This is a genomic window from Pseudovibrio sp. FO-BEG1 (genome assembly GCF_000236645.1).
In the GTDB taxonomy this organism is placed as follows: Bacteria; Pseudomonadota; Alphaproteobacteria; order Rhizobiales; family Stappiaceae; genus Pseudovibrio.
Genome location: NC_016642.1, coordinates 649,466 through 676,269, shown reverse-complemented (window position 1 = coordinate 676,269; position 26,804 = coordinate 649,466). Strand labels below are relative to the sequence as shown.

Below are 26,804 nucleotides of genomic sequence, written 5' to 3'. Positions count from 1 at the left end.
TTTTGTTCTCTTGTATCAGCTGTCACTTTGCCTCGTCTCATTTGACGAGAGTATGACGTTGAACATTGGTTTGAGGCTTACCTCCCCTAATTGTGCAAAGCACTGCCGCACGTAATTGCGGATGCGAGGAAGCATCTCCATGTATTTAGGTTTTCCGAGCTGCTTATCAAGACGTACAAAAGCCCCGAGGATTTTGGCATTGCGCTGCAAGGCCAACACAGCAACAGCATTCCGAAACGCCATTTCATCAAAAATGGGTTTATTCTTTCTTGCCAAGTCGCAATATCGTTGCAGCAAATGCTCCTGAAGGTCCTCCGGCATATCAACGCGGGCGTCGTATACAAGAGAAGCAACGTCGTAGGCGGCTGGACCTACCATTGCATCTTGGTAGTCAATTAAACCTAGCTTATTGAGCCCGGTTTCTTCTGGCAACCACATGATATTCGGGCTGTGGTAATCCCGCAGAAGCAATGTTGGCTCACTTTGGAGGACAGGCTCGAGTAGCTCCTTCCACGCTTCCACGTAGTCTTTGCTTTCCTGCTCCGTTGCCGGTTTGCCGTTGGCAAAGGGCAGATACCATTGCAGATAAAGGTCTGCTTCGGTGATCAGCACTTCAAAGTCGCAGGGCTTCAGCTGATGGGTTTTGCCGTCAGCGTGCAGTTCGGTGTTCCAATCGCAGCTATGTAGGCGTGCGATGTCGTCGATGGCCAGTTCGTAGCGTTCTTTTACGGCTTCACCGTTTTCGGTGATGATCTGGTCGCCAAAGTCTTCCAGCAGTGCCAGACCATTTTCCGGATCAGCTGCCAGACGCTTTGGAACGCGAAACCCTTGCTCGGCCAAGGCGTTGCCAATGGCGAAGAATGCGGTCACATCCTTGGCGCGGTGCACGGTTTCACCGTATGTTTTTCCGGAGGGCAGAAGCGGCTCTGGCCCAGTTGGCGGACTATCCATAAAGACGACTGTCTCACCCTCTTTGTGAAGGCGAAAATAGGTGCGCATGGAGGCATCGCCCTGTACATGCTCGCGCTCAGCATCGATCCAGCCTGCGTCTTTCAGCAGGGCACGGCGGGCAGCGAGGCGATCAAGGCGGTTCTGCCAGCTTTCTGAGTTGGCTGTGAGGGTGATTTCGCGTGTGTCCGGCTCAGTGCCTTCGATCAGCTTCAGGTCCAGTGCTTCTGGCCAGTAGGACGGATCTCCCATCTCAGGCCATTCAATCAACGCGACGCCGGTTTCCAGATATTCATCGAGGCCCAGCTCTTCCAGCTCTTCCGGCTCTTCGATGCGGTAGAGGTCAAAATGCGCGACAGGCATTCTGGTGAGGTCGTAGGTTTGGACCAGCGTGAAGGTTGGGCTTGGGACTTCCAGATGAGGATCAGCTGCCAGATGGCGCAGGAGTGCCCTGCTGAGCGTGGATTTGCCTGTGCCCAGATCTCCGGAAAGAGCGAGCACGTCTCCCTCTTTCAGCAGTTCAGCCAGATCCGCAGCAAAAAGCTCAGTCGCTCTCTGGTCTTCGAGAAGTACCTTCATTCAGTTCGCCTCACGAGCAGCTGCAGCAATCACGTTCACGCAGGCTGCTCTCACCCTTTATCTTTACGCATGCACCTGAGTGAGCTTTAGCGCTGACCTCTCAAGATTACGTAGTCATCTGATAGAATGCACTGCGCCCTACTGAAAAGGCGAGACGCATCCGGAATTCTTCAAGAGTAAGCACTTGCCAAAACCAGCAAGGGAACTCAAGCCCCAGAGGCCTTTATCTTTCTGAAAACTGAAGGATGAGTTATTCCGCCGCTTCCAGCGAATGGATGTGCGGCTCCAGTGGGAAGGTGCAATCCACTGTGGTGCCCTGCCCTTCCTCAGAGGTGATATCAACCGTGCCACCGTGCAGCTCAACGAAGCTCTTCACAATAGACAGGCCGAGGCCTACGCCCTGACGGTTTCCGCCTGCTCCGCGGCCTACAAAGCGGGAGAAGACCTGTTCCAGCATTTCCTGAGGGATGCCAGCACCGTGGTCTTTGATGCGGAAGCGGATTTCGTTCTCTTCACGCTGACAGCTGATGTCGACCAGACCGCCTTTGTCGGAGTAACGGATCGCGTTGGAGAGCAGGTTGAAGAGAACCTGACGGAGGCGGCGCTCATCGGCTTTGAGGATGCCAATGTCATCCGGCATGTGTGTGCGCAGAGTGATGTCAGACTCGACCAGACGATCTTTCAGGCCTTCAACCGCTTCAGACACGGTCTGCGCCACATCCACCTCGGAGATCTCCAGCTCCATGATGCCTGCATCAACGGTCGCCAGATCAAGGATGTCGTTGATGATGTGCAGCAGAGCGGAAGACGACGACAGGATGTAGTCGGTGTATTCTTCCTGCTTTGGAGACAGATCGCCGAACTTGGCATCACCCAGCAACTGTGCAAAGCCAATGATGGTAGTCAGAGGAGAGCGCAGCTCGTAGGACACGTGCTGAATGAACGCGTTCTTGAGCTGGTCAGCTTCCTGCAGCGCGTCGTTGGTGGCATGCAGGGCGCGCTCTACGTTGACGGTGTCGGTGACGTTCACGAAGGTGAGCAGTGTGCCGCCGTCTGGCAGTGGTACGGTGACGTAGTCGATGACAGAGCCATCAATGCGTTCCATCCGGCCCGAGACGCTGGTGCGATTGTCAGAAAGACCTGTCACACCGCGCGCAAGCTCCTGCCAGCGATCGGAATCACCCATCAACTCTCTGCAATTGTCCAGCAGGTCATTGACGTGTGGGGCACCCTCCAAGAACTCCTGAGAGAGTCCCCAAATCTCAGCAAAGGCCGGGTTGGAGAGGCGCATGCGTCCATTGGAGCCGAACACGGCGACAGCTTCGGTCAGGTGGTCGAGCGTTTCACGCTGGACGCGGGTGAGCGCGTTAAAGCGGCTTTCCAGATCAAGCTGCTCGGTGACATTCTCGTAGAAGTACGTCACACCACCTTGCGGATGCGGGCTGGCGATCACGCGGAGGGTCCGTCCATCCGGCAGGTGCCACCAGAAAGCCTGCGCATCCAAGGCCTGGTAGCATTCCAGGTGTTTGGTTCTCCAACCGCGATAGTCAGCCTGCTCTGGCAGTTTGCGAGCTGCGCGAAGGGCGTCGAGCAGCTCGCCTTCTTCCGGCTTGGTCTCCAGGAAGCTCTGATCGATATCCCAGAGGGATCGATAGGCTGCGTTGTAGAACTGGAGACGATGATCAGCGCCAAACACGGCCACAGGTGTTTGAAGCTGATCGAGCGTACGCGTATGGGACTCAAGTGTGCGGCGAAGCTGGCCCTGTACGCGTTCAAGCTCGGAAATATCCTGAGCAAGGCCGGCATTGCCGTGCTCAGAGTTTACGTCGGTCAACTCAAACACACGCCGCTCGCCCGCTGCCACAACTGGCATTGGTGAGTGATAGACACCATCTGTCTGGCGCATCATGTTGAGTTTGTTACGACCTTTTGCTTCCAGCAGTTCAATCTGGTCATCAACCACTGTGCGGGTGCTTTCGGCCTCGACGGCATCCACATAAGCAGTGTTGACCCAGACAAGCTGGCCATGGTGGTCACGCTGCCATGCAGGCCCCGGCAGTGCGTCCAACAGGCTGTGAAGCGAGGAGATCTGTTCGCGCAGCTCTTTGTTCTGCTCCGAAAGGCGCGCGCTGAGTTGGCGATCTCCTGTGAGGTCACGCAGACGGAGGACTGCCAATCCACCAGCTGTGTGACCGGATGCTTCCAGATAAACCCCATCTATGGTTGTTAAGGTTAACCGGAAGACTTCGCCGTGGCCGCGCAAATGCTCGAGAAAAGCGCGCAGGGCCTCAGCAGATTTGACATCAAGCCAGGTTTCGAACTCGACCAGTTGCGAAAGACCGCCTGAGAGTTCCAGATTTTCTGGCAGATGTCCGGCAACGCCGGGATGTTTGGCCTCACCATCCCAGACCAGTAGCAGGCTATCTTCGGTTTCTAGCAAGCTTTCGAGGCGATCGATGCGCGCCATTGCGTCGGCTCTGTCCTGGCGAAGTTGCAGTATGGACAATGAGTCATTTCTGCGAATGCGAACGAGCACGACGGAGGCTGCGACAGCGTACAAGGCGATACCGGCCGTTGCCGCGACCCAGACAACCTTGAAGGCGTCAACCGAACTACCTGAAAGAGCTGGTAGAATATCCATAGCCTGAGAAAAACCAGCGGCACCCAGAAGAGCAAACACAGCAACGCCCAGCAGGTTCAGCACGAGCCTAAACCTTCTCCGCCACTGCACGCTAACACGCGCGTGTTTATGCCAGGATGCTGGCATGTTGTGCCCCTTTCTTCGCCGCCTCAGATTCATGACACACGCCGCATTGGTGTCACGAATCGCGAACAAGTCGCTCAACTGCCTAACTTAACGACTGATTCGACAATCAATGTAACCTGATTGAATTTTCGGAAGAAGAGGATCTTTACAAAAAGTAAACAAATTCTGTGGGCGAAATAATCATCCACTACAATTTATAGTAAGCCCAGCAAGCGCACCCCCAATATATTGAAAGTGAGCTCACTGGGCCTAGTAGAATTCATGGAGTTGTTAACGCTAAGTCCCTTAGCGTTAACAGCAAATGCGAACTGTCTGAATCAGTACTTGTAGTGCTCTGCCTTGAATGGGCCAGTTTTGTCGATGCCAAGGTAGTTGGCCTGATCATCGGTCAGCTCAGACAGGGTTGCACCGAGTTTCTTGAGGTGCAGGCGAGCAACTTTCTCATCCAGATGCTTCGGCAGAACGTAAACTTCGTTCTTGTAGTCTTCACCTTTGGTGTGCAGCTCAATCTGCGCCAGAACCTGGTTGGTGAAGCTGGCGGACATCACGAAGGATGGGTGACCAGTAGCATTGCCCAGGTTTACCAGACGACCTTCAGAGAGAAGGATCAGGCGTTTGCCATCTGGATACTCGATCATGTCGACCTGAGGCTTCACATTGCGCCATTTGAAGTTACGCAGTGCAGCAACCTGAATCTCGTTGTCGAAGTGACCGATGTTACAGACGATCGCCATGTCCTTCATGTCGCGCATGTGGTCAGCGGTGATGACGTCTTTGTTGCCGGTGGTGGTTACAAAGATGTCGCCTTCGCCAATGGCCTGCTCCATGGTTTTGACTTCAAAGCCATCCATAGCAGCCTGCAGCGCGCAGATTGGGTCGATTTCAGTCACGATCACGCGGGCACCCGCGCCAGATAGGGACTGAGCAGAGCCTTTACCAACGTCGCCGTAACCAGCGACAACAGCCACTTTACCTGCCATCATCACATCGGTACCGCGGCGGATGCCGTCTACCAGTGATTCACGGCAGCCATAGCGGTTGTCGAACTTGGATTTGGTGACGGAGTCGTTCACGTTGATCGCAGGGAATGGCAGGTCGCCCTTCTTCTGCATTTCGTAAAGACGCAGAACGCCTGTGGTGGTTTCTTCAGAAACACCGCGGATGTTGGCTTTTACCTTGGAGTAGAAGCCCGGGTCTCTTTCAAGGCGGCGCTTGATCGCTGCGAAGAGCGCGGTTTCTTCTTCATTCGACGGGTTGTCGAGAACAGATGGGTCTTTCTCAGCTTTTGCTCCGAGAAGAATCATCAGAGTTGCGTCGCCACCATCATCAAGGATGAGGTTTGCGGTTTCGCCGTTGCCCCAGTCGAAGATCTTGTCGGCATAGGACCAGTATTCGTCGAGGGTTTCGCCTTTTTCAGCGAAGACAGGAATACCAGCAGCAGCGATTGCAGCTGCGGCCTGATCCTGCGTGGAGAAGATGTTACAAGACGCCCAGCGGACTTCTGCACCCAGTGCAACGAGGGTTTCAATCAGAACCGCTGTCTGAATGGTCATATGCAGGGAGCCAGCGATGCGTGCGCCTTTGAGGGGCTTGCTTGCACCAAACTCCTCGCGGCAAGCCATCAGGCCTGGCATCTCGGTTTCGGCAATTTCAATTTCAGTACGACCCCACTCTGCAAGTGAGATGTCTTTGACGTAATAATCTTTAGACGCAGTCATTAAATCTTCCTGAATGCCCGGGCCCATAGTCCCCTCCCGCATGGTTGATGAGCGCTCGCAAAATAAGCGATCACTGCACGCAGTTATACATCACAGAGGAAGTAGAAAGCAATAAAGATATAAAGGTTTCTTTATATCCGACTAAAATACAAGCATCCTGCAGATGAGCAGAGAGGCTCAAACCTTCACAGGAAGATAAGGCTCTAGAATTTCCAGGATATTTTCAGGGAATACAGTCAGAGTGGTGGTTCCCAGCTCTTCGCGTGTCCACCAGCGATGGTTTCTCATCACCTGTGTTTCCAACTCAGTATGATTGGAATAGTCGATTTTGGAGTGGGGTACTGTGACGAGGAAGAAATGCTCTTCGGCATCGACAGTTTCACCGGATGGTGTCTGGAAGATGGCTCTTCCGATGTGAATTCTCTCAGTAACAGGCTCGGTGATTCCGGTCTCTTCCAGAAGCTCACGACGGGCGGCTTCTTCAAAGCTCTCGCCCGGCTCAATGCCACCGCCAACGGTGGCCCAATAGTCCTGCCCTTTGAGAGGGCCTTTATCGAACTTGAAATTGAAGAGCAGAATTCGATTTTGAGGATCAACTACCAACAGACGTGCGGCTGGACGTTTTTTCATTCAATTTCTCCAAACCCAATTGTTAGCCCATGTTAAACAAGTAGAAAACCAAAGACATAAGCACTACACACACATACACCTACGTAATGTGACTGGGGATTACTTAATTATCACCATTGAATAAGCATTACTGACAAATAATTATTTATTTATTGACATCAAGATATGGACACAAAATGCGATTCGCTCTCCTGTTACTTTCTGCTTTATCGTTAGGTGCGTGTAGCCACACCTCTAACACTTCCACTCCACCTGCAAGTACCGTAAACATCAACTTGGATTATGCTCACACTTCTGCTGGTTATAGAAACTCCGGCTTACTGAACGAAGGAACTCTTTTTCTCTGGGACACAAAAGAGAATACATTGACAGACCTTCAGGCTGACATCGAACTGGAATCAGGCCCTCCCGGCCCACTTGAAGGTAGAGCGGCAAAGCAGATTTCAGGCATCGAACTGGAAGGAAAGGCTGACCTCATAAAGATCGTTAGCGCTGAAGTAAAAGCTGCTGTGAAGAATAACGTAGAACTTACGCTTGAGAATGCATCCAGAGTAAAGAATAAAAATATTTATACCGCTATCTCTAAAGCTTACAAGACGCTTGAGCTATCCGGACGAGATAGGATGAAGGCTTGGCACATTGATACAATCAAATCTGATCCTAAGCGGTTCAAGATGGTTCTCACAGTGCACCCTATCATCGCAAACTCAGAAAAAATAACCATTATAAAGGATGCTAGCAGTGAAGCTTCAATGACGATTCACACTAAAGCTTCAGGCGACATTTCCGTAAAATTCCCTAACAATAGCACCGCATCCTGCTCTGGGACCGGAGCTAAATGCCTAATAAACCTTGCAGTTTTAAATGTTTACATCAATGAGAATGGCAATCTGGATTACACTTCCGCCCGAACTTACCCCGGCGAGAAACTAGCATCAGCACTTCGAAAAATTCGCTAATGCTAAATGTATCGCAGGGGCAATATCTGAAACTAGTCTCTGCGATACACCACACAGTAAAAAGCTAGATTAGTCTCTCTCGCCGAAGCCGTCTTCTACCAGATGCGTTATCGCGGAGAGGGCTTCTTCTTTCTGATTGCCGGTGACAACAACGTGGATGGAGCATCCAGGGCTGGCTGCAAGCATCATCAGGCCCATGATGGAAGTTCCACCTACTGTCTGTCCGTCTTTGGAGACTTTAACATCGGCATCAAAAGTCTCAACCAGCTTGACCAGCTTGGCTGAGGCGCGCGCGTGCAAACCACGGGTGTTCACGATGGTCAGGTCGCGAGCTAGCACTGTGCATTCATCCATATTTTCTTAGCCTTGCCCGGACAGAACCTGCGAAGCTACGGAGATGTACTTCTGTCCTGCGCTGCGGGCTTCTTCTACCGCTTCGGCAAGCGATTTCTCGTTGCGAACGCTTGCCAGTTTTATGAGCATCGGCAGGTTTACACCAGCTACGACCTCTACGCTACCACCATCCATTACAGAGATAGCGAGATTAGAAGGTGTACCGCCAAACATGTCGGTAAGAAGGACGACGCCAGAGCCATCGTTGACAGCCTCTACTGAACGCAGGATATCCTGACGACGTTGTTCCATATCGTCATCGGGGCCGATGCAGATGGTTGCTACCCGGTCCTGTGGACCTACAACATGCTCAAGAGCCGATTTGAACTCTTCTGCCAACCGACCATGGGTGACAAGAACTAGACCAATCATATATTTCCCGCGAACTAACAGAGTGTCTACTCTATGGTTATTCCAATCCTACTTTGTTGAAGGACACGCTGCAGTGCAAGAAAAATCAGCATGCTCATACACAGAGGGCTAATAGTTGTGCACTGGATTAGTAAAAATAAGTGCATTTGCGAGCCGAAGAGCCGCTAAATGATCTTCCTTTGGTACTTGCTGTCGAATTAATTTGACTGAGCAAAGTTCACAGGTTAGCGCCTGCTCCTCCGGCAACCTGTCGATTTCCTCTCGGGCTTCCAGATCCAAAACCATATGGATTACTGCCGTATCAAGATAGGGAACTTCGACAATGCCGAAACCGCGCAGCTCGGCCTTTCCCTTAATTGAATTTGGGCAAGAGCCTATTAAGCGGCCATTTTTCTCAGCAATGTAGACGCGATCATCTGCAACAAGGGCTGCAAAGCTACCTTTCAGGTGGGCGCGCTGTATCAGTTCCAGCGCCAAAGCGGACTTACCGGTTGCTGATGGGCCACGGATCAGTATGCCTTTCGTGCCAACCACCAGACAGGTGGCGTGTATCGCCTGACCTTCTGCTGCTTGTACACTTTGCTTCTGATCCAGTGTGGTCATGAGGTTGTTTTCGCCCTCAGCTTGATTACGAAGCGGGCGCCAAGCACTTTCTGCTCCTGCCCTGCTTCCTCAGAGGTTCGGTTCATCACCGAGATCTCACCTCTGTGAGCTTCGATGATCTGGCGGCAAATTGAAAGCCCCAGACCGGAATTATTGCCGAAGCCTTCGTTTTCAGGCCTGTCCGTATAAAAGCGCTCGAACACACGTTCGCGGAGCTCTTCCTTGATTCCAGGGCCGCAATCTTCAACCCAGATGATGATCTGGTTGCTCTTGCGCTTGGCTGTGATCGTGACCGGCGTACCTTCTGGTGCGAAGGAACGGGCGTTGTCGATCAGGTTATTGATGACCTGGCCGAGGCGCTGATCATTGCCGTGGATCTGGAACTTGTTCTCTGGCTTGGCAGGATCAAACTTCAGGTCCACATGGGCAACTTCATCACATGCGCGTTCGTTGGCGATGGAGACAACGGCATTCAGCAAGGTCGCGATGTCTACATCATGAGATTCTGCGCGGGACATCTCGGCATCGATACGAGAGGCCTCGGAGATATCGGTGATGAGGCGGTCCAGCCGCTTCACGTCATGCTGGATGACGTCCAGCAAGCGTTCGCGGGATTGTTCTGTTTTCGCCAGCGGCAGTGTTTCAACTGCACTTCGGAGCGAGGTGAGCGGGTTCTTCAGCTCATGGGCAACGTCTGCCGCGAAGCTCTCAATGGCATCCATACGGCCATACAGAGCCTTGGTCATGTTTCGCAGTGCACGCGCCAAATGTCCGATTTCGTCGTAGCGATCTTCGAATTCCGGGATCTCTTCACGCGTGTTGATGGCGGACTGCACCTTCTGCGCGGCTTCTGACAGACGGCGAACCGGGCCAGCAATAGTGCCTGCGAGCAGAACGGAGAGGATCATCACCACAACGGCAGCAACGATAAAGATCTTCAGGATCGCGTTGCGCTCTGCGGCGACGATGTCGTCGATGTCCCCGCCCTGCGTCGACAGGAGGAGCGCGCCCAGAACACCGCGGAAGCGCTGAATTGGTACGGCAACGGCGACAACCATCTCACCTTTGGCACCAACGCGCACCACAGAAGCCGGTGAGCCAGCCAAGGCTGCCTCTACTTCAGGGTACTCGCGGCCTTCGGTGCGGCCTACTTCTTTATAAGGCGGGTATTCGCCACGACGGATCCAGAGCTTCAGCTCCTCCCACATCTTCTGGAAGAAGGGATCGGTGCTCTCATCCGGTGGTGGCAGATCGAAGCGGAAAATCTGATTTTGGGCGTGGAGCTGGCGTGAATCCAGCATCAACATGCCCTCAGGGTCGTAGATCCGCGCTCGTGTTTTTGTGGGCGATATCAGTCGCCTGAGGATTGGCCCTACAATCTCAGGGTTGATTGGAAAGTCGAGGCTTCCGAGCGTAGAGCGGGCACTGGTTGATTCTCCGGCTTCCAGACGCAGCAGCTGCTCCGGATCGACCATGAGAGAATCACCGTCACTTGTCGTTGAAGCCGCAATGGCGCCTGCAATGATCTCACCCTGAACCAACAGTGACTGAACGCGTGCATCAATCAGTCCGGCCTGAAACTGGTTCAGATATAGAATGGAGATCACCATCGCCAGAAGACCGACGAGGTTGAGCACCAGAATACGGCGAGTCAAAGAAGAGAAGACATAGGTGCCAGCAAGCGAGATCCAGCGCGTGAAGACGCGTTGGCGCACTTGCCTGCGTCCCAACCATCGGAACGCACCTGTGTGTTGCGGATCAAGAGTTTCAGAAGCTTCTGCAGCTTCGATGTCTTCCCGCTCTTGTTCTTCTTTTTTGTCCGACATTCGCTCTTATCGAATTCTCAGGAACGCTTGCTCTTGAGCTTTTTCCAACTCTGAGACAGCCCGACCAACGGGCTGCGTACGATTAGTTTTCGCGGAAGCGATAACCTACACCGTAGAGTGTTTCGATCATATCAAAGTCATCATCAACCACTTTGAACTTCTTGCGAAGACGCTTGATATGGCTGTCGATGGTGCGATCGTCAACATAGACCTGATCGTCATAGGCCGCATCCATGAGAGCATTACGGCTTTTCACAACGCCCGGACGCTGAGCAAGAGCAAAGAGAATCAGGAACTCGGTCACAGTCAGAGTGACCGGCTTGGCGAGCCATGTGCAGGTGTGACGCTCTTTATCCATCACCAGGTTGCCACGCTCCAGCAGCTTGGAGGTTTCGGTGGCAGCACTTGCAGCATCGCGTGGAGCGGCGCGGCGCAGAACTGCTTTTACGCGCTCAACCAGCAAACGCTGAGAGAATGGCTTACGGATAAAGTCGTCTGCGCCCATCTTCAGGCCAAACAGCTCATCAATCTCATCATCTTTGGATGTGAGGAAGATTACTGGCAGATCAGACATCTGACGGAAACGGCGCAGCAGCTCCATACCGTCCATGCGAGGCATTTTGATATCAAAAATGGCAAGGTCCGGTGGATCAGCCTGGAGCCCTTCCAGTGCTACTGTTCCATCCGTATAGGTTTGGACCCGATATCCTTCGGCTTCCAACGCAATCGAGACGGATGTCAAAATGTTACGGTCATCATCGACCAGAGCAATCGTTGGCATATCAGAGACCTTATTCCTCTCTTGCACGCTTCGCTACATTGTTTGGATTTGAGATTAACTTGCGCGATCCCTAATCCTGAAATGCGGCAAAACCCTGTTATAGCAAGGTATTTGGAAAATTTCCTTATTTAGCGCCACTTTTGACAAAGTTTCGCCTGCCAAGTGCCACGTGTTCTTCATGAAGTGTATCGTTAAACGCTTAAAAGTGAAAACCAAGTTTGCCGCGAGTTTATTTTTATAAGCAAAATAAATCTATGCCAGCAAAAGGTCTTATTTCAATCGGTTTAATAGAAAAACGCAGGATTTCTGGTCTTGCTTTTCTAAGTATGACTGCCCCATCCAAGGGGCGTTATCGCTAAATTCACTGGCGCGATGCCATTGAATGACGCAAGGTAAATTGTGAGCCGATTAAGGACTACTGAACATGAAAGAGTTCGGACTACGGAATTCCGCGTTTGGGTGTGACACCTTCGGACTGAAGGGCCTCAAGAGTGTGTATTGGAACCTGACCGAAGCTGAACTTTATGAGCATGCTATCAGGAATGGTGAAGCACAGATCGCCGCGGGCGGCGCACTTTGTGCAGAAACAGGTACTCACACAGGACGTTCTCCTAAAGACAAGTTTGTTGTTCGCGACGCCAAGACCGAAGATACGATCTGGTGGGACAACAGCGGTGCAATGAGCACCGAGCACTTCGACGTGCTTTTGAACGACATGCTGGCCCATGCTGAAGGCATGGAGCTGTATGTTCAGGACCTTTATGGAGGCGCTGACCCTGCGCATCAGCTGAACGTTCGCGTTTATAACGAGCTGGCTTGGCACAACCACTTTATCCGCAACATGCTTCTTCGCCCGTCCCGCGAAGACCTGAAGAGCTTTGAAGCAGAGATGACCATCATCGATCTGCCAAGCTTCAAGGCTGATCCAGAGCGTCATGGTTGCCGGAGTGAAACGGTTATTGCCTGTGATCTGACCAACAAGATCGTTCTGATCGCCGGCACTGCTTACGCTGGTGAAATGAAGAAGTCTGTCTTCTCCATGCTGAACTACATGTTGCCAGAGGATGGTGTGATGCCGATGCATTGCTCCGCGAACGTTGGCGATAACGATGATGCAGCTGTCTTCTTCGGCCTTTCCGGCACCGGTAAGACCACGCTTTCCGCTGATCCGTCCCGCACGCTGATCGGTGATGATGAGCATGGCTGGGGTCCGGATGGCATCTTCAACTTTGAAGGTGGCTGCTACGCGAAGACCATTCGTCTTTCTGCAGAAGCTGAACCAGAGATTTTTGCGACCACGCAGCGCTTCGGCACCATTCTTGAGAATGTTGTACTGGATGAAGCTCGTGTTCCTGACTTTGATGATGGCTCCAAGACCGAAAACACCCGCTGCTCCTACCCTATCCACTTCATCCCGAATGCAAGTGAGACTGGCCGCGCAGCACATCCGAAAAACATCATCATGCTGACTGCTGATGCGTTTGGTGTTCTGCCTCCAATCGCAAAGCTTTCCGGCGCGCAGGCGATGTACCACTTCCTTTCCGGTTACACCGCGAAGGTTGCTGGCACAGAACGTGGTGTGACTGAACCGCAGGCGACATTCTCCACCTGTTTCGGTGCGCCGTTCATGCCGCGTCATCCATCTGAATATGGTGCTCTGCTGAAGGATCTGATCCGTGAGCACGATGTTGACTGCTGGCTTGTAAACACCGGCTGGACCGGCGGCGCGTACGGTGTTGGTCACCGTATGCCAATCAAAGAGACCCGTGCACTGCTTCGCGCTGCATTGGACGGCTCTTTGAACGCTGCCCAGTTCCGTAAGGACGAAAACTTCGGCTTTATGGTTCCTGTTGCAGTCCCAGGCGTTGATACCAGCATTCTTGATCCACGGAGCACCTGGAGCAATCCATCCGAGTATGACGTTCAGGCTGCGAAGCTGGTCGACATGTTCGCTGCGAACTTCCAGATCTTCCAGGATCACGTTGATGATCTGGTTCTGAATGCAGGTCCAATTACCAAGATTGCTGCTGAGTAATCGGCATCAATCCCCCGAAGGAGCGCTGGAGCGAAAGTTCCGGCGCTTTTTTTGTTTTAATGAACACTGTTCTGTTGTTGCATCCCCTTGAAGAAGCAGGCTAGGCTCCTCACTCTATTAAGACGTATTCTAGTGGGAAATCAGTTTTCCCTTTCCCGGAATGCGTCGAGAGACCCTAATTATTCGCGAGCCTGCCATGTCTGTTGCTACCCTGCCTCAAGAACTAGCCCAAAATCTCGATGTCCTTGGCGTTGCTGAACGCTGGCAGGATGAAGGTCGCCAGTTGGTTCTCGCCACGGTTATTGAAACCTGGGGCTCTGCACCGCGTCCGGTGGGCAGTCATCTCATCATTGACGGCAATGGTGAGTTTGAGGGCTCTGTTTCAGGCGGCTGTGTGGAAGGCGCTGTGGTGGCTGAAGCCATGGAAGTGCTGGAAGAAGGCAAAGCACGCAAGATTGAGTTTGGCGTTGCCGATGAGACGGCATGGCGTGTGGGGCTTTCCTGCGGTGGTAAGATTGGTGTTTATCTGCAACCGCTGACGTCTGAAGCTGATCATGGTCATATTCGCCTGCTGAACGCCTCCAAAGCGCAGCGCCAGCCCGTTGCGCTGCTGACCAACCTGGAAACCGGATTGTCCTCTGTGATGCTTTACGGAGATGATGCGGAGGATTCTGCGCTTGCGGATGCTTTTGAAAGTGGTGTTCGCAGTGGCAAGTCCGGTCAGGTACAATCGGCAGTCGGTGAGGAGTACTTCCTGAGCATGCAGGTGCCGGCGACGCGTATTGTGGTTGTCGGTGCTGTTCATATCACGCAGGCGCTGGTTCCGATTGCGCAGACAGCCGGGTTTGACATCACTATTGTTGACCCACGCACTGCTTTCGCCTCTGAAGAGCGGTTCCCGCATGTGCCGTTGTTGGCAGAGTGGCCGGAAGAGGTCATGGACCAGTTGAAGCTGGATCCTTTCACGGCGGTCGCCGCTGTCACCCATGATCCGAAGATTGATGATCTACCGCTGATGGAAGCGATCAAAGCAGGCTGCTTCTATGTGGGTGCTCTTGGGAGCCGGAAGACCCATGCAAAGCGGTGTGAGCGTTTTCTGGCGGCTGGCCTGAGTGAAGATGATCTTACCCGCATCAAGGCGCCGATTGGGCTTGATATTGGGGCAGCGAACCCTGCCGAGATTGCCGTGGCTGTGCTGGCGGAGATTATCGTGACCTTGCGCGGTACCAAAGCAGAGCAGAAGAAGGCGGGCTGACGTGAAATTTGGAAGTAGAGCAGCCGAAGAGAGCATTGGGTGTTACCTCGCCCACTCCATCAAACATAATGGCCTTTCCTTCTCCAAGGGACACCAACTGACTGCGGAGGACGTGGACCAGCTGATTGCAACTGGGTTTGCTGACGTAACTGTTGCTCAGGTAGAGGACACGGACCTGCATGAAGATGAGGCTGCGGCATTGCTGGCAAACCATGCTTGCGGGGATGCAGTTTCTGCTTCTACCCCGTTTACCGGACGTGCAAACCTTTACGCCACCCATAGTGGTGTGTTGAAGGTCGATGCGGATAAGGTGACGGAAGCCAACCTGATTGACCCAGCCATCACCTTTGCTTGCCTACCGCCTTTTACAGAAGTGCGCGAAGGAAGGATGCTGGCGACGGCAAAGATCATTCCGCTGGCGGTGGATCAGCGCTTGGCACAAGAAGCGGCGGAGAAGATCTCTGCTGCGATTTCAGTCGCTGCGTATTCTCCGAAGTCGGTTGCCGTAATTTCAACGACGCTGCCGCATCTGAAAGAGACGACGATCACGAAGAGCCTGCGTGTGTTGCAGGAGCGGCTGGACATTGCAGACAGCACAATCTCTGCTGATCTTCGTGTGCCTCATGATGAGGCGGCTTTGATCAACGTGTTGAACACGGAGCAGGTTCGGGATGCGGATCTGGTGGTTGTGTTTGGTGCTTCCGCTGTGGTGGATCAGGGAGATGTTATCCCGGCGGCTATTCAGGCAGCTGGGGGAGAGCTGGTTCACTTCGGGATGCCGGTTGATCCGGGCAATCTGCTTGTGCTTGGCGATCTTAGTGGCACGCCGGTGATTGGTGCACCAGGGTGCGCGCGTAGTCCGCAAGAGAATGGCTTCGACTGGATCCTGCAGCGGTTGCTGGCTGATATCAGCGTTACACGCCGGGACATCATGTCTATGGGCGTGGGTGGGCTTCTGAAAGAGATCCATAGTCGTCCGCAGCCGAGAGACCATCCGCTCTCTGAAGATCCGGATAAAACCGTCTGCAGCGGCGTGTTGCTTGCAGCGGGTAACTCCTCTCGCATGGGACAGCACAACAAGCTGCTGGCTTTGATTGATGGGAAGCCGGTGGTGAGACATGTTGCAGAACACGCGCTTGCCAGTGATTTGAGCGAATTGATTGTGGTGACTGGGGCGATGGCTTCCAAGGTGGAAGAAGCACTTTCCGGCCTCCCTATCCAATTCCGCCATAACGCTGACTTCGATGAGGGCATTTCATCCTCCATCAAGAAGGGCATTGAAGGCGTGGCTGAGCAGTCAAATTCTGCACTCATCCTGCTTGGTGACATGCCGTTTATCTCGACTGAGGACATCAATACGCTGTTGCAGAGCAGAAGTGTGACGCAGGATCAGCTGATTGGCGTTTCAACAACGCAAGGAAAGCGTGGCAATCCGGTGCTGTGGGATCGGGCCTTCTTTGAGGATTTGTTGTGCCTGCGCGGAGATATTGGCGGCAAGCCGATCATCCAGCAGAACCCTTCTGTGGTTTACACCGTAGAAGTTGGCGAAGCAGCGCGGCGTGATTTGGATGACCCGGAGGCACTTCACAGTGCAGGTGGCATACTAGGCAAACACTCCGAAAAGCCATAATTCGCCACAATTGATGAATCAATTTGGCCCAGAAACCACAATGTTTCCGTAGAACTCTCGCGGTGGTTAATATTGGTGCATACACATGCCATTTGCTATCTGATTGTTTTACTTGCAAATTTCAAAATCAGAAAAATTTTCTATCCAGATTTTCTTGTGTAAGCATTTTTACACAGCTAAAAATATCTGGCTATTTGGAAAGGGGAGAGATAATCTTTTTCCCGTCCGGTAAATTTGTCTGCTTTTAATGCAGCAAAAGAAAATTCCGGTGATCCCATAATCAAAAATGGTTCCATTGATCCAACGGCGAGCATGGCTTTCACGCTCCTCCCGCGTGCATGCAGGCTTTGATCTATGGCTCCAAAGAACAAGGGTAGGTAGATGAAAGCACCAGTTATGCCGAAAGCGGGCCAGTGCAAGTGGACTGAAGGCGACAGCGGAAGTTACACTTTCCCATGCACCAACCGCGCTGAGAATGGCTCCTACTGCGAGTATCATCGCACGATTGTTTATGAAACACCTGAGCAGCGTAAAGCACGTGCTGAGGAAATGCGCGCAGCAAATGCGGCAGCTAATAAAAAGCGGATCGCAGCCTAATCAACTGGGCTGTGTACCCCTTCCCTGCGCCCTTAGGCATTTTGCTATAAATCGCAGGCCCTGTTTAATCTGCACTGCAGATACAAAAAAGCCTCGGCACTGCCGAGGCTTTTGTTTTTCTTGGCATAGGAAATGCAATCAGGAAGCTTTGAGGGCTGCCTGCAGCTCCTGCAGCTGGGAAAGTACCAGCCGTGCAGCCTGACGTGCATCTTCGTCCTTTGCATCAGCTACATCTTCACTCGCATCTTGAATCTGCTGTGCGATGTAACCTGCATCAAGATCGGCCATCGGGATCGCCTGTTCCGCCAGAACAGTCATGCCAGACGCGGAAACGTCAGCAAAACCACCCCGCACGAAGTAATCGTGCTTGGAACCATCTTCGCTGAGCGCTTTAACAACACCCGGACGCATGGTTGACAAGAACGGCGAGTGACCAGCGCCAACACCAAACTCACCTTCAGAACCAGGTACGGTTACATCGGTAACCTTCGCTGAGAGCAGAAGGCGCTCTGGTGATACCAGCTCAAACTGAAATGCTTCAGCCATTTAGCTCATCCTCTATCCGTTTCTAAGAGTGACGCAGGTTATGCGTCACCCAAAGAAGTCACCGGTTCAAAAGAACCGAGATTAAGCAGCGTCCTCAGCCAGTTTCGCAGCTTTCTCGATTGCCTCATCCATAGAGCCAACCATGTAGAATGCAGCTTCTGGCAGGTGGTCGTATTCACCAGCAACAAGGCCTTTAAAGCCTTTGATGGTGTCTTCGAGCGCAACCAGTTTACCTGGGGAACCAGTGAAGACCTCAGCAACAAAGAACGGCTGGGACATGAAGCGCTCGATCTTACGTGCGCGAGCAACAACCAGCTTATCTTCTTCAGAAAGTTCGTCCATACCAAGGATGGCGATGATGTCCTGAAGAGACTTGTAGCGCTGAAGTGTTTCCTGAACAGCTGTCGCAACTTCGTAGTGCTCGTCACCGATAATGCGCGGGTCAAGCATACGAGAGGAAGAGTCCAGTGGATCCACAGCAGGGTAGATGCCTTTTTCAGCGATCGCACGGTTAAGAACCGTTGTCGCGTCCAAGTGAGCAAATGTGGAAGCAGGTGCAGGGTCAGTCAAGTCATCCGCAGGCACGTAAACGGCCTGTACGGAGGTGATAGAACCCTTGGAAGTGGTCGTAATACGCTCCTGCATGCCGCCCATGTCGGTAGCAAGTGTAGGCTGGTAGCCCACAGCAGAAGGAATACGTCCGAGAAGTGCGGACACCTCAGCACCAGCCTGGGTAAAGCGGAAGATGTTGTCCACGAAGAACAGAACGTCCTGGCCTTTATCACGGAAGTCTTCCGCGATGGTCAGACCAGTCAGAGCAACACGTGCACGTGCTCCTGGAGGTTCGTTCATCTGACCGTAAACAAGAGCAGCTTTAGAACCTTCGCCGCCTTTTTCCTTGTTAACGCCGGACTCGATCATTTCCCAGTAAAGGTCGTTACCTTCACGAGTACGCTCACCAACACCAGCGAATACAGAGTAACCGCCGTGCGCTTTAGCAACGTTGTTGATCAATTCCATGATGAGAACTGTTTTACCAACACCCGCACCACCGAACAGGCCGATCTTACCACCCTTTGCGTAAGGAGCGATAAGGTCAACAACCTTAATACCGGTTGGAAGGATCTCAGCTTCTGTAGACTGCTCTACGAAAGCAGGAGCTTCCTGGTGGATGCCGCGCTTGGCATCATGTTCAATTGGACCAGCTTCATCAACAGGCTCACCAATCACGTTCATGATGCGGCCCAGAGTGCCGTCACCAACTGGAACTGCGATAGGTTCGCCAGTGTCACGTACTTCCTGACCACGGACGAGACCTTCGGAAGCGTCCATGCAGATTGTACGTACTGTGTTTTCGCCCAGGTGCTGAGCAACTTCGAGAACCAGACGGTTACCGCCGTTGTCAGTTTCCAGAGCGTTCAGAATTGCAGGGAGTTCACCATCGAAGTGAACGTCGACAACAGCGCCGATTACCTGCGTGATCTGTCCGACTTTCGTGTCAGCCATCACTTAAATCCTCGTCTCAACTCGGTCAGAGCGCTTCCGCGCCCGCAATAATTTCAATCAGTTCCGTCGTGATCTGTGCCTGACGCTGACGGTTGTATGTCGTTGTCAGTTTGTCGATCATCTCGCCGGCGTTGCGCGTTGCGTTGTCCATTGCGGCCATACGCGCGCCCTGCTCGGAGGCACCGTTTTCAAGGATTGCGCTGAAGATCTGAATACCGATGTTGCGTGGCAAGAGAGTCTCAAGGATCTCCTGTTCACCTGGCTCGTATTCGTACAGTGCATCCTCAGAGGAACCGTTATCAGCGTCACCAGCAGAGTCGAACTGAGCTGGAATAAGCTGTTTTGCGGTCGGAACCTGACTGATTACCGATTGGAATTGCGCGTAGAACAGTGTGCAGACATCGAATTTTTCGTCATAGAACATTTCCATAACGAGGTCAGCGATGTGCTTGACGTCACCGTACTCGATCGATTTCAGACCGCGCAGTTCGATATTCTCTACAATGTGCTGGTTGTAACCACGCTTCAGGGCGTCATAGCCCTTCTTACCAACGGTGACGATCTTAACCGTCTTACCTTCAGCAAGGAGTTTATCAGCGTGTTCACGTGCCAGACGTGCGATTGACGAGTTGAAACCACCGCAGAGGCCACGCTCTGCTGTGCAGACGAGGAGCAGATGTGTCTGATCCTGTCCGGTACCCGTCATCAGCTTCGGCGCATCATCTCGACCTTCGAACCCAGCTGCAAGATTGCCAAGTACTGTCGCCATGCGTTCAGCATAGGGACGACCGGCTTCTGCAGCATCCTGGGCACGACGCAGTTTCGCCGCGGCCACCATTTTCATGGCCTTGGTGATTTTCTGCGTCGCTTTGACCGAAGCGATGCGGTTTTTTAGGTCCTTGAGGCTCGCCATGGGCGCTCTCGTTCCTTATCCCGTTGCTTCGAATTAACCGAGGGTCTTGACGTAAGCGTCCAGTGCAGCTTTCAGCTTGTCAGTCAAATCGGCGTCGAGTGCTTTCTTCTCCCAGATAGTGGAGAGAAGGTCAGCATGTTCTGCACGCAGGAAGCGCAGCAGGCCAGCTTCAAATTCGCGGACGTCGCTTACTGGACGGTCGTCCAGGTAGCCGTTCACACCTGCGAAGATAACTGCAACCTGTTCTTCCGTCTTAAGCGGGGAGAACTGAGGCTGTTTCAGCAGCTCGGTCAGGCGTGCACCACGGTTCAGAAGCTTCTGAGTGGTTGCATCCAGATCAGAACCGAACTGCGCGAACGCAGCCATTTCACGGTACTGAGCCAGCTCACCCTTAATCGGGCCAGCAACCTGCTTCATAGCTTTAACCTGAGCGGAAGAGCCCACGCGAGAAACTGAGAGACCCACGTTAACCGCAGGACGGATGCCCTGGAAGAACAGGTCAGTTTCAAGGAAGATCTGACCGTCGGTGATGGAGATCACGTTGGTCGGAATGTACGCGGACACGTCGTTTGCCTGAGTTTCGATCACTGGCAGCGCGGTCAGAGAACCGAGGCCGTGGTCTTCGTTCAGCTTCGCAGAACGCTCGAGCAGACGGGAGTGCAGGTAGAACACGTCACCTGGGTACGCTTCACGTCCTGGTGGACGACGGAGCAGCAGGGACATCTGACGGTAAGCAACAGCCTGTTTGGACAGGTCATCGTAACCGATCACAGCGTGCATGGAGTTATCGCGGAAGTACTCACCCATTGTGGTACCTGCGAACGGCGCCAGATACTGCAGAGGTGCAGGATCGGATGCAGTTGCAGCAACAACGATGGAGTATTCCAGAGCACCAGCGTCTTCCAGAGCTTTAACGAACTGAGCAACAGTTGAGCGCTTCTGGCCAACTGCAACGTAGATGCAGTACAGCTTGTCGTGCTCGTTGTCAGATGCGTGCAAAGGCTTCTGGTTCAGGAAGGTGTCGAGGATGATTGCGGTTTTACCGGTCTGACGGTCACCAATCACCAATTCGCGCTGACCACGTCCGATCGGGATCAAAGCGTCAATCGCTTTCAGACCCGTGGACATTGGCTCGTGAACGGACTTACGAGGCAGAATGCCTGGTGCCTTCACGTCAACGCGACGACGTTCAGTAGCTTCGATCGGACCTTTGCCGTCGATTGGGTTACCGAGTGGATCGACAACGCGACCCAGCAGACCCTTACCTACTGGAACTTCCACAATAGCGCCGGTACGTTTTACCGTGTCGCCTTCTTTAATGTCACGGTCGTTACCGAAGATAACAACACCGACATTGTCAGTTTCAAGGTTCAATGCCATTCCCCGGATACCACCTGGGAATTCAACCATTTCACCTGCCTGGACGTTGTCCAGACCGTAAACGCGGGCAATGCCGTCGCCTACGGACAGAACTTGACCAACTTCAGTCACTTCAGCTTCTTGGCCGAAGTTCTTGATCTGGTCCTTGAGGATAGCGGAAATTTCCGCGGCCCGAATATCCATCAGCCGACCTCTTTCATCGCGAACTTAAGAGAGTTAAGCTTGGTACGCAGTGACGTATCAATCATCCGGCTGCCGATCTTCACGATCAGACCACCTAGAATGGATGAGTCCACCTTCACTACAATCTTCACGTTCTTGCCCGTAGAAGCGTTGAGTGCTTCTTGGAGAGCAGCGACATGCTCAGCAGTCAGTTCCGTTGCAGAGGTTACTTGAGCAGTAACTTCTCCACGTTTTGCAGCGAGCTGCGCACGGAAAGCCTGGATCATGCCTGGAACGGCGAAGAGGCGCCTGTTTTGGGCAACCAACTTCACAAAATTTGCGGTCAGGCCAGAAATTCCGGCCTTTTCCAAAATAGCAGAGATCGCCTTTGTTTGGGCGTCTGCACTAAAAACGGGGCTCTTGATAAGACGATCAAGATCAGCACTCTCGTTTAAGAGTGCCTCAAACTGGTCGAGACCCTTCTCCACCTCTGCCGTCGCACCCTGCTCCTCAGCAAGGTCCAACAGCGCAGAAGCATAACGCAAGGCCACGCCTGAAATGAGAGATACGTTGTCAGTCACTGGATCCGTGCTCTCCCGCGCATTCAAGATTCTGGCGGCTGGCTCGCCGGAAATCCAAATCCTTGATAAGTCGCGTCTAATTCAATTTGAATGGCACAATCTGAGATAACTGTGCCGATAAAGCCGCGCTTCGCATAGCACACGCGTGACCGCCTTGCAACATGGCGTAGGTATTCCAACGCATACATTGAGGTGCCAAACTTTCTGCGCAGCACTACATGAAACTTTGGGGGTCAACATCAACCTGCACTCTGATACCGCCGGTTGGCTTGGGTGCAACAGACAACCAGTTTCTCAGAAAGCCTTGTAAATCAACACTCCGGGGCGCGATTGCCAACAAACGGAAGCGATATCTGCCCCTCACAAGAGCCATTGCAGCCTCTGCCGGACCGAGGATTTGGACGCCTTCTGAACTAGGACTATTTACTGCAAGAGATTTAGAAAATTTTTCGGTGAGCGATCTGTCGGGGCCGGAAATAATCAAAGCAGCGAGTCTGCCGAACGGGGGCAAGCCAGCGTTTTCACGCGACTCGATTTCCGCAGCGTAAAATTCCTCGGGATTTCCGGAGAGAAGTGCCTTAATAACGGGCTGATCAGGGTTGTAAGTCTGAAGCAAACCGCGGCCTTTTCCGTGTATTCGGCCTGCACGTCCTGTCACCTGCGCAAGAAGCTGGAAGGTGCGCTCTGCTGCTCTTGGATCGCCATTTGCGAGGCCCAAATCAGCATCAACGACCCCTACAAGCGTCATTAGTGGAAAGTTATGCCCTTTTGCGACCAATTGGGTGCCGATAACAATGTCGACTTCGCCCTCTTCAACGAGCTTCATTTCGCGATTTATACGCTCTGTGCCGCCCGGTAAGTCAGAGGAGAGAACGAGCACCCGCGCTTCGGGAAATAACGCTGAGACATCTTCAGCAATTCGCTCCACTCCGGGACCGCATGCAACGAGTGAATCGGAGTTGCTACATTCGGGACATTTATCCGGAATAGGCTGTGAATAGCCGCAGTGATGGCATACGAGCTTGCCCTTAAAGCGGTGCTCTACAAGCCAAGCTGAGCAGTTTTCACAATGGAACCGATGGCCGCAGGTTCTGCACAGGGTCAGTGGGGCATAACCCCTACGGTTCAGAAACAGCAGAACCTGATTACCATTGGTCAGCGTTTGCTGGATTTCGTTGACCAATGCGGGAGCCAGCCACTTGCCTCGTTCAGGCCCATCACATCGCATATCGATGCCTTTAATGGTCGGCATTTCCGCACCGGAAGCACGCTCTGGGAGCACGATTTTCGTGTATCTGCCCAGTTTCGCATTTACCTGACTTTCCACAGATGGTGTTGCACTGGCAAGCACCACAGGAAAACCAGAGATATGCCCTCTAACAACGGCCATATCCCTAGCGTTGTAGGGAACGCGGTCGTCTTGCTTGTAGGCTGTATCGTGCTCCTCATCCACGACGAGCAAACCAAGCCTGTGAAAAGGAAGGAAAAGTGCCGAGCGCGCGCCGACAACGACCTTCACTTCACCATTTGCGACTCCGCGCCATGTTCTTGCGCGTCGTTTTGGGGGCACCTGGGAGTGCCATTCGGCGGGTCTGACGCCAAATCGGTCTTCAAATCGATTCAGAAATTGGGTCGTGAGCGCGATTTCCGGAATGAGGATCAGCGCCTGCTCATTGTTTTTGAGGGTCTCGGCGACGGCTTCGAAGTAGACTTCGGTTTTCCCCGATCCTGTCACTCCATCAATAAGAAAGGCCTTGAACCCTTTGCCGATGGCTTCGCACAACTGATTCGCGGCGCCTTGCTGAAGATCTGTCAGCTTTCGGCCTGGCAATGTTGGGTCAGGATCTGGCAAGGGCGGCGTTGCAGGCAGCATGGCTTCTTCCAGCACGCCCTGCTTTTTGAGCCCATCGATCACCGAGGAGCTCACGCCAGCGGCTCCGGCCAGACCGGGACGGGTCCATGCCATGCCGTTTTCGACCAGCTCCATCACCTTGGAACGGGCTGGCGTCATGCGGTCTGGCTGCATACCGTCGATGTATCGAACACCGGAGAGCAGCGGTTCCGGTTCCAGAGCTTCTTCGGAGCGCAGCACCATGCGCAACACCATGCCCGGAGCGCCCAGCGTCCAGGCAGCAACCCAGTCGATGTATTTCCTAAGATCTTCAGCAATTGGAGGCGTGTCGTAGACATGCAGAATGCTTTTCAGCTTCTTGGGGTTAACCTTTGTATCCGGCTCTCCATCCCAAACAGCACCAATCACCTCGCGCGGACCAAGAGGCACACGCACGATGGAACCGGGGCGAACGTCCATATCAGCTGGTACTTTATAAGAATATGCACCTGCCACGGCGACGGGAACCAGCACCGGCACAATCACCTCTGACTCACACATCTGGTCGTTGCCAAAAAACTCCTCTTGCTGAGTCACGAAACTCCATTCCTTGTTAAAGATTGGTGGGCCTTGTTGAGCACCAGTTGGTTTTGTGGCGCATTCTTATCCTAAAACTGAAGTGCTCTCTTCGGGAATACGCTTTAGCGGGTTTTACTCTTGTTGTTTCTATGCACTCTGGGCTAAACACATACCGGAATTCACTCCCAAGGCCTCCGCTACCCTACGAGAGGCTGCTACGAAATCAGGAGCCTTTTTGGCATGAAATTCTTCGTTGATACAGCTGACACCAACGACATTAAAGAGCTGGCCGCAACCGGTCTTCTCGATGGTGTTACTACCAACCCATCTCTTATCATGAAATCCGGCCGTCCAATGAAAGAAGTCATCGCAGAGATCTGCGAGCTTGTGGATGGCCCTGTTTCTGCTGAAGTTGTTGCGACAGACGCAGAAGGCATGCTGAAAGAAGCTGAAGAGCTGATCGCAATTGCAGACAACATCTGCATCAAGCTGCCTCTGACACTGGAAGGCCTGAAGGCTTGTCGCGTACTGGCGAACAAAGGCGTGCAGACCAACGTGACCCTGTGCTTCTCTGCAAACCAGGCTCTTCTGGCTGCAAAAGCTGGCGCAACCTTCATTTCTCCATTCATCGGCCGTCTGGACGACATCAATGTTGAAGGTCTGGACCTGATCGCTGAAATCCGTCAGATCTACGACAACTACGGCTTTGGCACTGAAATTCTTGCAGCTTCTATCCGTACTGCAAACCACGTGAAAGACTGTGCGCTGATCGGCGCTGACGTTGCTACCATTCCACCAGCGACCCTGAAGGGCCTCGTGAAGCACCCACTGACAGACAAAGGCCTGGAAGCTTTCATGAAAGACTGGGCAGCAACTGGTCAGAGCATCGTTTAAGCTCTTTATTCCTCGCACGTAGCGATGATATTAAGCGCAGGCCTTCCGGCCTGCGCTTTTTTTGTTTTATGGTGCAGGCAAACCAGCCAAGCCCATCAAAGTTCGAGCTTACGATAATATGCCCGAGAAGATCCTGATAAGCGCGTGTTTGCTGGGTCAACCAGTTCGCTACAATGGCACTGGCTTATCCCTTGAAAGCACCCTGCTCTCTGAATGGAAGACTGCTGGCATTCTGGTGCCACTTTGTCCTGAAGTCGCCGCGGGCTTTCAAACTCCACGCCCACCAGCAGAAATCGAAGCTGGTCAGCTGGGCACAGATGTATTTGCAGGGAACGGCAGCATCTATGAAAATACCGGGCGTGATGTCACCGAGCAATTTCGGCTTGGAGCAGACTTAGCTGTAAAGACCGCCGTTGAAGCAGGTTGCCGTTTTGCCTTGCTGACAGATGGCAGCCCATCCTGCGGGAGCTCATTCATCTATAGTGGCCATCACGATGGGCAAACCCGTTCCGGGATGGGTGTTGTAACTGCTGCTTTGCGTCATCATGGCGTTGAGGTGTTTGCTCAGCATCAGATCCATGAGTTGGCCGAGCAGTTGCGCCGCTAAATGTTCGGCAAAGGAATTAAGAGCGCGGATGCCTCACTCTTTTCCGCTCTACGATGCATGTGTTGCAATCCATTCCGTCATAAGCCGGAAGTACTTTGCGCGTAAATCACGCTGGTCTTGAGGCAGGTTCGAGACAAGATCTGCTTTCAAATCAATTATGTTCTCCGTAGCCGGGTATTCACGCTCAGCAACTGATGCAAGCGTAGTATGATTTGAGCCACTCCAATCTTGATTCACTTTAAAACCGAAGTTCGCAACTTCATCATGCCAGGTCGCATCCAGATTGAGCCATTTCCCCTGCTCTAACACCCGCACATAGTGGTGAAAGTCCGGCACGCGCTCACGAGCAGCGATTGCTTTGAGCTCTGCTGGAAAACTTCCATGAATAGGTGTGCTCTCGTTGAAGTAGGTGAACATCGTAATGATCTCGGCCTGATACCCAGCTTCACGGAGAAAGTCTCTCAGCAGAATATGTTTCCCCGAGCAGGAACCAACGTTGCTTGTATAAACAGCCTCTGGGTCTCGGTTGCCAGTTGAACCGTATGGGATGTTGCGCACGTGGTGATAAATCTGCGGAAGAGACCCTAAGCTATTCTCCCACATAATTTTCTGCAGAAATTCTTTGTATTTCCTCACTTAGCTGTCATTGCTCCCTATTCAAAATAAGAAGCAGCTAGTATTTCCCGAAAAGCCTCATAAGCAAAGCCTTAGG

Annotated in this window: 23 protein-coding genes; 7 read left to right on the top strand and 16 right to left on the bottom strand. The window is 52.8% G+C overall.

The window, feature by feature from the left end:
- Window positions 1-15 precede the first annotated feature (15 nt).
- The 4 genes from PSE_RS03145 to PSE_RS03130 form a co-directional block, all read right to left on the bottom strand.
- Window positions 16-1,527, bottom strand: coding sequence for a bifunctional tRNA (adenosine(37)-N6)-threonylcarbamoyltransferase complex ATPase subunit type 1 TsaE/phosphotransferase (locus PSE_RS03145; protein WP_014283531.1), 1,512 nt, complete (start codon window positions 1,525-1,527; stop codon window positions 16-18).
- 250 nt (window positions 1,528-1,777) lie between these two features.
- Window positions 1,778-4,294, bottom strand: a complete 2,517-nt coding sequence (locus tag PSE_RS03140; RefSeq protein WP_208982221.1) for a PAS domain-containing sensor histidine kinase — start codon at window positions 4,292-4,294, stop codon at window positions 1,778-1,780.
- Between the two features lie 317 nt (window positions 4,295-4,611).
- On the bottom strand, window positions 4,612-6,012 hold the full coding sequence (gene ahcY, locus PSE_RS03135) for an adenosylhomocysteinase (RefSeq protein ID WP_041768851.1): 1,401 nt from the start codon (window positions 6,010-6,012) through the stop codon (window positions 4,612-4,614).
- Between the two features lie 177 nt (window positions 6,013-6,189).
- Window positions 6,190-6,642 carry an NUDIX hydrolase gene (locus tag PSE_RS03130; RefSeq protein ID WP_014283529.1) on the bottom strand — a complete coding sequence of 151 codons (453 nt, stop codon included), beginning with the start codon at window positions 6,640-6,642 and terminating at the stop codon, window positions 6,190-6,192.
- A 365-nt stretch (window positions 6,643-7,007) separates the two neighbouring features.
- Here PSE_RS03130 and PSE_RS03125 point away from each other — a divergent pair, with 365 nt between their 5' ends.
- Window positions 7,008-7,601 carry a hypothetical protein gene (locus PSE_RS03125; protein WP_148266078.1) on the top strand — a complete coding sequence of 198 codons (594 nt, stop codon included), beginning with the start codon at window positions 7,008-7,010 and terminating at the stop codon, window positions 7,599-7,601.
- Between the two features lie 69 nt (window positions 7,602-7,670).
- Here PSE_RS03125 and PSE_RS03120 read toward each other — a convergent pair whose 3' ends face one another.
- The 5 genes from PSE_RS03120 to PSE_RS03100 form a co-directional block, all read right to left on the bottom strand.
- Window positions 7,671-7,955: an HPr family phosphocarrier protein gene (locus PSE_RS03120; protein WP_014283527.1), complete on the bottom strand. Its 285-nt coding sequence runs from the start codon at window positions 7,953-7,955 to the stop codon at window positions 7,671-7,673.
- Window positions 7,956-7,961: 6 nt separating this feature from the next.
- On the bottom strand, window positions 7,962-8,366 hold the full coding sequence (locus PSE_RS03115) for a PTS sugar transporter subunit IIA (protein WP_008548522.1): 405 nt from the start codon (window positions 8,364-8,366) through the stop codon (window positions 7,962-7,964).
- A gap of 108 nt (window positions 8,367-8,474) precedes the next feature.
- Entirely contained in the window at window positions 8,475-8,969 is a 495-nt protein-coding gene (locus PSE_RS03110) for an HPr kinase/phosphorylase (protein ID WP_008548390.1), read from the bottom strand.
- The gene (locus PSE_RS03105; RefSeq protein WP_008548424.1) at window positions 8,966-10,795 is read right to left on the bottom strand and encodes a sensor histidine kinase; all 1,830 of its coding nucleotides are present in this window, start codon (window positions 10,793-10,795) and stop codon (window positions 8,966-8,968) included. The genes PSE_RS03110 and PSE_RS03105 overlap by 4 nt, the downstream gene beginning before the upstream one ends.
- Before the next feature lie 82 nt (window positions 10,796-10,877).
- Window positions 10,878-11,576, bottom strand: a complete 699-nt coding sequence (locus tag PSE_RS03100) for a response regulator transcription factor (RefSeq protein WP_037036395.1) — start codon at window positions 11,574-11,576, stop codon at window positions 10,878-10,880.
- A gap of 424 nt (window positions 11,577-12,000) precedes the next feature.
- Here PSE_RS03100 and PSE_RS03095 point away from each other — a divergent pair, with 424 nt between their 5' ends.
- The 4 genes from PSE_RS03095 to PSE_RS03080 all read left to right on the top strand — a co-directional run bounded on the left by PSE_RS03095 (window position 12,001) and on the right by PSE_RS03080 (window position 17,093).
- The gene (locus tag PSE_RS03095; RefSeq protein ID WP_014283524.1) at window positions 12,001-13,611 is read left to right on the top strand and encodes a phosphoenolpyruvate carboxykinase; all 1,611 of its coding nucleotides are present in this window, start codon (window positions 12,001-12,003) and stop codon (window positions 13,609-13,611) included.
- A gap of 196 nt (window positions 13,612-13,807) precedes the next feature.
- Window positions 13,808-14,866 carry an XdhC family protein gene (locus PSE_RS03090; RefSeq protein ID WP_014283523.1) on the top strand — a complete coding sequence of 353 codons (1,059 nt, stop codon included), beginning with the start codon at window positions 13,808-13,810 and terminating at the stop codon, window positions 14,864-14,866.
- A 1-nt stretch (window position 14,867) separates the two neighbouring features.
- Window positions 14,868-16,496 carry an NTP transferase domain-containing protein gene (locus PSE_RS03085; RefSeq protein ID WP_014283522.1) on the top strand — a complete coding sequence of 543 codons (1,629 nt, stop codon included), beginning with the start codon at window positions 14,868-14,870 and terminating at the stop codon, window positions 16,494-16,496.
- Window positions 16,497-16,877: 381 nt separating this feature from the next.
- Window positions 16,878-17,093, top strand: a complete 216-nt coding sequence (locus PSE_RS03080; RefSeq protein WP_014283520.1) for a hypothetical protein — start codon at window positions 16,878-16,880, stop codon at window positions 17,091-17,093.
- Between the two features lie 138 nt (window positions 17,094-17,231).
- Here PSE_RS03080 and PSE_RS03075 read toward each other — a convergent pair whose 3' ends face one another.
- From PSE_RS03075 to PSE_RS03050, 6 genes are all read right to left on the bottom strand, one after another.
- On the bottom strand, window positions 17,232-17,639 hold the full coding sequence (locus PSE_RS03075; RefSeq protein WP_008548358.1) for a F0F1 ATP synthase subunit epsilon: 408 nt from the start codon (window positions 17,637-17,639) through the stop codon (window positions 17,232-17,234).
- Between the two features lie 81 nt (window positions 17,640-17,720).
- Window positions 17,721-19,145 (bottom strand): F0F1 ATP synthase subunit beta, encoded by a 1,425-nt coding sequence (atpD, locus tag PSE_RS03070; protein ID WP_014283519.1) that lies wholly within the window; start codon window positions 19,143-19,145, stop codon window positions 17,721-17,723.
- Window positions 19,146-19,170: 25 nt separating this feature from the next.
- Window positions 19,171-20,058 (bottom strand): F0F1 ATP synthase subunit gamma, encoded by an 888-nt coding sequence (locus PSE_RS03065; RefSeq protein ID WP_008548310.1) that lies wholly within the window; start codon window positions 20,056-20,058, stop codon window positions 19,171-19,173.
- A gap of 33 nt (window positions 20,059-20,091) precedes the next feature.
- Window positions 20,092-21,621, bottom strand: a complete 1,530-nt coding sequence (gene atpA, locus PSE_RS03060) for a F0F1 ATP synthase subunit alpha (RefSeq protein WP_008548515.1) — start codon at window positions 21,619-21,621, stop codon at window positions 20,092-20,094.
- Complete coding sequence (locus tag PSE_RS03055) at window positions 21,621-22,181, bottom strand: F0F1 ATP synthase subunit delta (RefSeq protein ID WP_008548376.1); 561 nt, start codon at window positions 22,179-22,181, stop codon at window positions 21,621-21,623. The genes atpA and PSE_RS03055 overlap by 1 nt, the downstream gene beginning before the upstream one ends.
- 214 nt (window positions 22,182-22,395) lie before the next feature.
- Window positions 22,396-24,573: a primosomal protein N' gene (locus PSE_RS03050; RefSeq protein ID WP_041768850.1), complete on the bottom strand. Its 2,178-nt coding sequence runs from the start codon at window positions 24,571-24,573 to the stop codon at window positions 22,396-22,398.
- 258 nt (window positions 24,574-24,831) lie between these two features.
- On the opposite strand from PSE_RS03050, the gene fsa reads away from it, so the two are divergent.
- On the top strand, window positions 24,832-25,485 hold the full coding sequence (gene fsa, locus PSE_RS03045) for a fructose-6-phosphate aldolase (RefSeq protein ID WP_014283516.1): 654 nt from the start codon (window positions 24,832-24,834) through the stop codon (window positions 25,483-25,485).
- Between the two features lie 118 nt (window positions 25,486-25,603).
- A complete protein-coding gene (locus tag PSE_RS03040) occupies window positions 25,604-26,092 on the top strand; it encodes a DUF523 domain-containing protein (RefSeq protein ID WP_208998073.1) in 489 nt (162 codons plus the stop codon).
- A gap of 48 nt (window positions 26,093-26,140) precedes the next feature.
- Here PSE_RS03040 and PSE_RS03035 read toward each other — a convergent pair whose 3' ends face one another.
- A complete protein-coding gene (locus PSE_RS03035; protein ID WP_014283514.1) occupies window positions 26,141-26,695 on the bottom strand; it encodes a transglutaminase domain-containing protein in 555 nt (184 codons plus the stop codon).
- Window positions 26,696-26,804: the final 109 nt, after the last annotated feature.

Excerpts from the sequence above, each read along its gene's own strand:
- PSE_RS03145 (WP_014283531.1), bottom strand. The coding sequence starts at position 1,527 with ATGAAGGTACTTCTCGAAGACCAGAGAGCGACTGAGCTTTTTGCTGCG.
- PSE_RS03140 (WP_208982221.1), bottom strand. The coding sequence starts at position 4,294 with ATGCCAGCATCCTGGCATAAACACGCGCGTGTTAGCGTGCAGTGGCGG.
- ahcY (WP_041768851.1), bottom strand. The coding sequence starts at position 6,012 with ATGACTGCGTCTAAAGATTATTACGTCAAAGACATCTCACTTGCAGAG.
- PSE_RS03130 (WP_014283529.1), bottom strand. The coding sequence starts at position 6,642 with ATGAAAAAACGTCCAGCCGCACGTCTGTTGGTAGTTGATCCTCAAAAT.
- PSE_RS03120 (WP_014283527.1), bottom strand. The coding sequence starts at position 7,955 with ATGGATGAATGCACAGTGCTAGCTCGCGACCTGACCATCGTGAACACC.
- PSE_RS03115 (WP_008548522.1), bottom strand. The coding sequence starts at position 8,366 with ATGATTGGTCTAGTTCTTGTCACCCATGGTCGGTTGGCAGAAGAGTTC.
- PSE_RS03110 (WP_008548390.1), bottom strand. The coding sequence starts at position 8,969 with ATGACCACACTGGATCAGAAGCAAAGTGTACAAGCAGCAGAAGGTCAG.
- PSE_RS03105 (WP_008548424.1), bottom strand. The coding sequence starts at position 10,795 with ATGTCGGACAAAAAAGAAGAACAAGAGCGGGAAGACATCGAAGCTGCA.
- PSE_RS03100 (WP_037036395.1), bottom strand. The coding sequence starts at position 11,576 with ATGCCAACGATTGCTCTGGTCGATGATGACCGTAACATTTTGACATCC.
- PSE_RS03095 (WP_014283524.1), top strand. The coding sequence starts at position 12,001 with ATGAAAGAGTTCGGACTACGGAATTCCGCGTTTGGGTGTGACACCTTC.
- PSE_RS03090 (WP_014283523.1), top strand. The coding sequence starts at position 13,808 with ATGTCTGTTGCTACCCTGCCTCAAGAACTAGCCCAAAATCTCGATGTC.
- PSE_RS03080 (WP_014283520.1), top strand. The coding sequence starts at position 16,878 with ATGAAAGCACCAGTTATGCCGAAAGCGGGCCAGTGCAAGTGGACTGAA.
- PSE_RS03075 (WP_008548358.1), bottom strand. The coding sequence starts at position 17,639 with ATGGCTGAAGCATTTCAGTTTGAGCTGGTATCACCAGAGCGCCTTCTG.
- atpD (WP_014283519.1), bottom strand. The coding sequence starts at position 19,145 with ATGGCTGACACGAAAGTCGGACAGATCACGCAGGTAATCGGCGCTGTT.
- PSE_RS03065 (WP_008548310.1), bottom strand. The coding sequence starts at position 20,058 with ATGGCGAGCCTCAAGGACCTAAAAAACCGCATCGCTTCGGTCAAAGCG.
- atpA (WP_008548515.1), bottom strand. The coding sequence starts at position 21,621 with ATGGATATTCGGGCCGCGGAAATTTCCGCTATCCTCAAGGACCAGATC.
- PSE_RS03050 (WP_041768850.1), bottom strand. The coding sequence starts at position 24,573 with ATGTGTGAGTCAGAGGTGATTGTGCCGGTGCTGGTTCCCGTCGCCGTG.
- fsa (WP_014283516.1), top strand. The coding sequence starts at position 24,832 with ATGAAATTCTTCGTTGATACAGCTGACACCAACGACATTAAAGAGCTG.
- PSE_RS03040 (WP_208998073.1), top strand. The coding sequence starts at position 25,604 with ATGCCCGAGAAGATCCTGATAAGCGCGTGTTTGCTGGGTCAACCAGTT.
- PSE_RS03035 (WP_014283514.1), bottom strand. The coding sequence starts at position 26,695 with ATGTGGGAGAATAGCTTAGGGTCTCTTCCGCAGATTTATCACCACGTG.